Here is a 5,053-nt window from a genome sequence, read left to right as displayed (position 1 = left end):
GTAGTGGGCGTCGGCGGCGGTGGCTGTAATGCTGTGAATCGGATGATTGAAAGCAATCTGGGAGGGGTAGAATTCTGGCAAATTAACACCGATGCCCAGGCATTGGCACAGGCAAAAACTAGTTACTGCTTACAAATAGGCCAAAAATTAACCCGCGGATTGGGTGCGGGGGGCAATCCCGCCATTGGCCAAAAGGCTGCAGAGGAATCCCGCGACGAGATTGCTAAGGCTTTAGAAAATACCGACTTGGTATTCATCACTGCCGGGATGGGAGGTGGCACTGGCACAGGCGCGGCACCTATTGTGGCGGAAATTGCTAAAGAGATGGGCTGTTTAACAGTGGCAGTGGTAACTAAGCCCTTTACATTTGAAGGAAGACGTCGTATAAGCCAGGCGGAAGAGGGAATTAGAGCCCTAGAAACCAAGGTGGACACCCTGATTGTAATCCCTAACGATAAACTGTTGGCAGTAATACCACCGGAAACACCCCTCCAGGAATCCTTCCGTATGGCAGATGATATTCTCCGTCAGGGGGTACAAGGGATTTCTGATATTATTACCATCCCGGGTCTAGTGAATGTGGACTTTGCTGACGTGCGGGCGGTAATGGCCGATGCTGGCTCGGCTTTAATGGGTATTGGCATTGGTTCAGGCAAATCCAGGGCAAAAGAGGCCGCCATTGCTGCTATTTCCTCTCCCCTCATTGAGACTTCTATTGATGGTGCCACTGGAGTAGTGTTAAATATTACGGGGGGCAAGGATCTAACACTCCATGAGGTGAATGCGGCGGCAGAGACTATATATGAAATAGTAGATCCTAATGCCAATATTATCTTTGGGGCGGTGATAGACGAAAAAATGCAGGGGGAAGTGAGAGTGACAGTAATAGCTACCGGTTTTTCGGGGGAAAAGAAAACTAGTTCGCACGTTGCCTCCACTGTCCAAACGCCCCCCACTGTCCAAAAAACCCCCCCCGCCCCCAAACCTTCCGAGAAGGATGAAAGTCAACCGCCTTCTCCTAGTTTAGATATTCCTGAGTTCCTACAACGTCGTCGTTTCCCACGGGGATAGAAGAAATATGGGCAATCCTAACATTCACGATTATATTTTATTTACCAGACAAACTGCCATTTATCCTCCAGAGTGTAGTTTAGAATACCTGAGCCTGGGATTAGCCAGTGAAGCAGGAGAGGTAGGAGGAGTGGTAAAAAAATACCTCAGGAAGGATTGTGATTTTGAAACGGCAAGGGAAAAATTGAAAAGGGAACTGGGAGACGTCCTCTGGTATTGGGCTAGACTGTGTGATGAGTTGGGATTAGAGGTGGAACAGGTGTTGTCCGCCAATATGGAAAAGTTGTCTGCCAGAAAGGCTAATAATACCCTCCGGGGAGACGGGGATGACCGTTGATGGGGGGGATGAGATTAAAATTAAAACTATCGGGACTTTTATGTGGGGATGTGTGGGATGTGTAGATGTATAATAGCATCCCCGCACTGGGCGAGAGCCCCTGATTTCTGGATAGTAGTACAAAAATGAACACACATTACAGAGATCCCCTAAAGGACGGTAAAAGTAGAATTGAACTGATAGGTCATCTTGGGGACGATCTTACCATTGTCAACGATGCGAGGGCGTCTTTTGAAAAAACCTCCTCGGTGTTGACAGAAAAGGACATCCGGTTGATCAATTATCTGGTAGCCCACCACCACACTAGCCCTTTTAGGGGGGTAGTTTTCAAGTTTAAGGTTAAGGCGCCCCTATTCGTCTGTCGTCAGTGGTGGAAACATGTAATCGCCAGTAATCACAATGATGAGCAGTTGGGTTGGAATGAAAAGAGTTTCCGTTACGTGGCCATAGAAGACAGTGATGAGTTTTATATTCCTAGGGTATTTCGTAAACAATCAGCTAGCAACAAACAGGCCACTGAGGGCTTTTTGCCCCCTGAAGACAATGAGAGAGCCATTGCTATCTATGAAAAACAATGTAGGGCTAGCTATGAGGCCTATAGACAACTGTTGGAATTGGGAGTGGGGAGGGAACAGGCTAGGGGGGTGTTAGTGCCCTCCGTATACACCTCGTGGGTGTGGACTGCTTCTCTACAGGCGGTATTGCACTTTATCGATTTGAGGATGGGGGAGGGAGCACAAACGGAAATAGCCGCCTACGCCCAGGCCATCTTGGAATTAATTGAACCCATTGTCCCCCATGCCGTGGAAGCCTGGTCAAACCATAGAAACCATCGGGGCTTTTAAAGTTTTAAAGGAGAGTTTAAAGGAAAGAAAACGGTGGCGGTTAGACCACTACACTAGACAAGACTGGCAATGGTTTTGTCTAGGATTTCTGCCGCCATGTCCACTTCCTGTGGGGAAACTATGAGGGGAGGCACAAAACGTACCACCTTCGGCCCAGCTGGCGCCAACAATAAGCCATTTTCTAAAGCCCTATTCACTATATCCAGGGAGGTTAAAGGGACTCCCTCTCTTATTTCCATGCCATTAATTAATCCCCAGCCCCGTACTTCTGAAAAAATATGGGGATATTTCTGGACTATTGCCCGTAAACGAGTCCGCAATTGTTCGCCCCTCGCTTGAACGTTTTGGAGAATATTTTCCCTTTCAATGGTATTCAAAACCGCAAGGGCAGCAGTACAGGCCAAAGGATTGCCCCCAAAGGTGCTGGCATGGTTGCCTGGCTCAAACACGTCACAAAATTGCTTACAAACCATAGCGCCAATGGGGATGCCCCCCGCCAACCCCTTGGCAGTGGTGAAAATGTCCGGTTCGACTCCTAAGTTTTCATAACCCCACATTTTGCCAGTGCGTCCTACCCCCACCTGTACCTCGTCAAAAACCAGCAAAATACCAGTCTCGTCGCAGATCTTCCGCAGACGTAGGAAATATTCTAAATCTCCTGGGCGTACACCTCCCTCTCCCTGCAGAGGTTCAATCATTATGGCCGCTACCCGACGATTTCCCTCATCAATATTGGTAATAGCCTCCTCCACGGCTACGATGTCATTGTAGGGGACATATTCAAAGCCGGGTAGCAGGGGTTCAAAGTTTTGGTGGTATTTTTTCTGGCCCGTGGCGCTTAGGGATCCCATAGTGCGGCCGTGGAAACTGTTTATGGTGGTCAGGATTACTGGTTGTTCTAAAAATTCTAGTACTGTGTGAGCATACTTACGTACTAGCTTGATGGCCGCCTCGTTAGCCTCAGCCCCGGAATTACAGAAGAAAACCTTATCCCCACAGGAGTGTTCTACTAGCCATTGTGCCAGTTCCCCCTGTTCAGGGATATAGTAGAGATTGGACACGTGATGGAGTTTCTGAATTTGTTTAGTCACCGCCTCTACTAGGGCCGGATGAGCATGCCCCAGGGTACAAGTGGCAATTCCCGCCACGAAGTCCAAATACTCCTTTCCCCCTGTATCCCACACCCGGCAACCCAATCCTCTTTCTATGGTCACTGGAAAACGACCATAGGTGTTCATCACATACTTGTTAAATGTTTCCGGGGCGTTAGTATTATGCAATCCTTCAGTTGTCCCTACAGTCACAAGTCAATATACTCCCTAATCGATTAGACTCTGGCCTTTATTTTGCCTATTGTGTCACACTGGCGTCCAGGCCAACTGTAAGAAAAATAACAACCCTTATTGTTCCTCCTCCCCACCGGTGGTGTGCGCCCCTAAAGGGGCAGGGTGAAAATGAAACTGACTTTGTCTCCCTTGCCAAAAGCAATGCGATCGCCAGATTTGAGAAGATGACGGGTTCCCACTGGTAGGGGCACATAATTGATATAGGTTCCGTTGGCGCTCCCCTTGTCCTCAATGTAAAAATTAGAACCCTCTACTGTAATACAGGCGTGAACCCGAGATACGATCTGGGAGTTGGGGAAACCGGAAAGATCAATGTCTGGAGGCAAAATATCATTAGGTTTGCCAATGTGAATTATGGAACGAGTGGTAGGCAAGTGAATGACAAAACCCGTCTGTACGTGGGTTAAGATAGCGGTGGGTATGTCCAATTGGACCCCCGTGGGCCCTGTGGCGTCGGCTCCCTTTGTGATTGGCTCAAGGGAGGAAAATACGTCTTCCGTCGCCTCAAAGGCCTTCTTCACCTCTTGGGGGGCGCGGGCGAAAATATCAGAGTTGAATTCCGATTGGTAGTCTTTGGGATTGGAAATGTTGTTCATCATCTTCTCCACTACAGGAAAAACCAGCAACCTTTTCAAATCAAAGGGCATTTAAAACCTCCCCTGCCATTTTGTCTATTATCCAAATCAAATTTCCCTCAGGTTTAATCTTTTTGGCGGGATACTCGTCACTGTCGGTGTCGGGGCTAAAAACCGCCTTGAGGGCTTTTTGTTTGTTCTCACCGGCCACCAAAAAAATTACACACCTGCTATGATTTATCAGGGGCACCGTAAAAGTCAGTCTCACACTATCCCCCCTATTGCCCACTGTAACCAGTCTATCTTCTACTGTTAAAGCGGGGGTATGGGGGAAAAGAGAGGCCGTATGACCATCCTCCCCCATTCCCAGCAAGACAATATCAAAGGAGGGGAAACCACTGGTCATTTTGAAGAAATCCAATAGGTGTTGCTCATAACGGGCGGCATCTTCCACAGGATTGTTTCCATCAGTGGGCATGGGGTGGATGTTGTCTGGGGGTATACTAATGTGGGTCAACAGGGCCTCCCTAGCCATTTTCTGATTACTTTCTGGATGGGTTGGGGGCACATAACGCTCATCTCCCCAGAAGAAATGAACCCTTGCCCAGGGCAAATCCTCTTCTGCCAATTTCTGATAAACTGGCTTTGGGGTGCTACCTCCCGCCAGGGCTATAGTACAAATCCCCCGGTTACCAATGGCACTGCTAATCTTTTCCGCAAGCCGGGCAGTGGCAAAGGAGATGAATTCTTCACCGGCGGGTACAATATAAACCTCGTTTTTGTCATCCGTTCTAATCATTTTAATATACAGGAGGCCTCTCTAAACCAGATTGCGATCGGTAAGGATTTCTGCACCAGTTTTTGTAACCAATACAGTGT

6 protein-coding genes are annotated in these 5,053 nt (G+C 48.2%); 3 read left to right on the top strand and 3 right to left on the bottom strand.

The genetic code is table 11. The annotated features are described in order from the left end of the window. The 3 genes from ftsZ to thyX form a co-directional block, all read left to right on the top strand. Nucleotides 1–1,071 (top strand): cell division protein FtsZ (gene ftsZ / locus IGQ44_09185; GenBank protein HIK38151.1); only part of this gene is annotated, 1,071 nt, incomplete at its 5' end. Between the two features lie 7 nt (nucleotides 1,072–1,078). Next, entirely contained in the window at nucleotides 1,079–1,408 is a 330-nt protein-coding gene (locus tag IGQ44_09180; GenBank protein HIK38150.1) for a nucleoside triphosphate pyrophosphohydrolase family protein, read from the top strand. A gap of 125 nt (nucleotides 1,409–1,533) precedes the next feature. Continuing rightward, nucleotides 1,534–2,253 (top strand): FAD-dependent thymidylate synthase, encoded by a 720-nt coding sequence (thyX, locus tag IGQ44_09175; protein HIK38149.1) that lies wholly within the window; start codon nucleotides 1,534–1,536, stop codon nucleotides 2,251–2,253. 53 nt (nucleotides 2,254–2,306) lie between these two features. On the opposite strand, the gene IGQ44_09170 is transcribed toward thyX, so the two are convergent. The 3 genes from IGQ44_09170 to pgl all read right to left on the bottom strand — a co-directional run bounded on the left by IGQ44_09170 (nucleotide 2,307) and on the right by pgl (nucleotide 4,973). Further along, a complete protein-coding gene (locus IGQ44_09170; protein HIK38148.1) occupies nucleotides 2,307–3,491 on the bottom strand; it encodes an aspartate aminotransferase family protein in 1,185 nt (394 codons plus the stop codon). Between the two features lie 197 nt (nucleotides 3,492–3,688). Next, on the bottom strand, nucleotides 3,689–4,198 hold the full coding sequence (locus tag IGQ44_09165) for an FHA domain-containing protein (protein HIK38147.1): 510 nt from the start codon (nucleotides 4,196–4,198) through the stop codon (nucleotides 3,689–3,691). 37 nt (nucleotides 4,199–4,235) lie between these two features. After that, nucleotides 4,236–4,973, bottom strand: a complete 738-nt coding sequence (gene pgl, locus IGQ44_09160; protein HIK38146.1) for a 6-phosphogluconolactonase — start codon at nucleotides 4,971–4,973, stop codon at nucleotides 4,236–4,238. Nucleotides 4,974–5,053 lie beyond the last annotated feature (80 nt).

It is taken from the genome of Geminocystis sp. M7585_C2015_104 (genome assembly GCA_015295805.1).
GTDB lineage: Bacteria > Cyanobacteriota > Cyanobacteriia > Cyanobacteriales > Cyanobacteriaceae > DVEF01.
The sequence above is the reverse complement of the archived record's forward strand: the minus strand, read 5'-3'. Positions and strand labels throughout refer to the sequence as shown.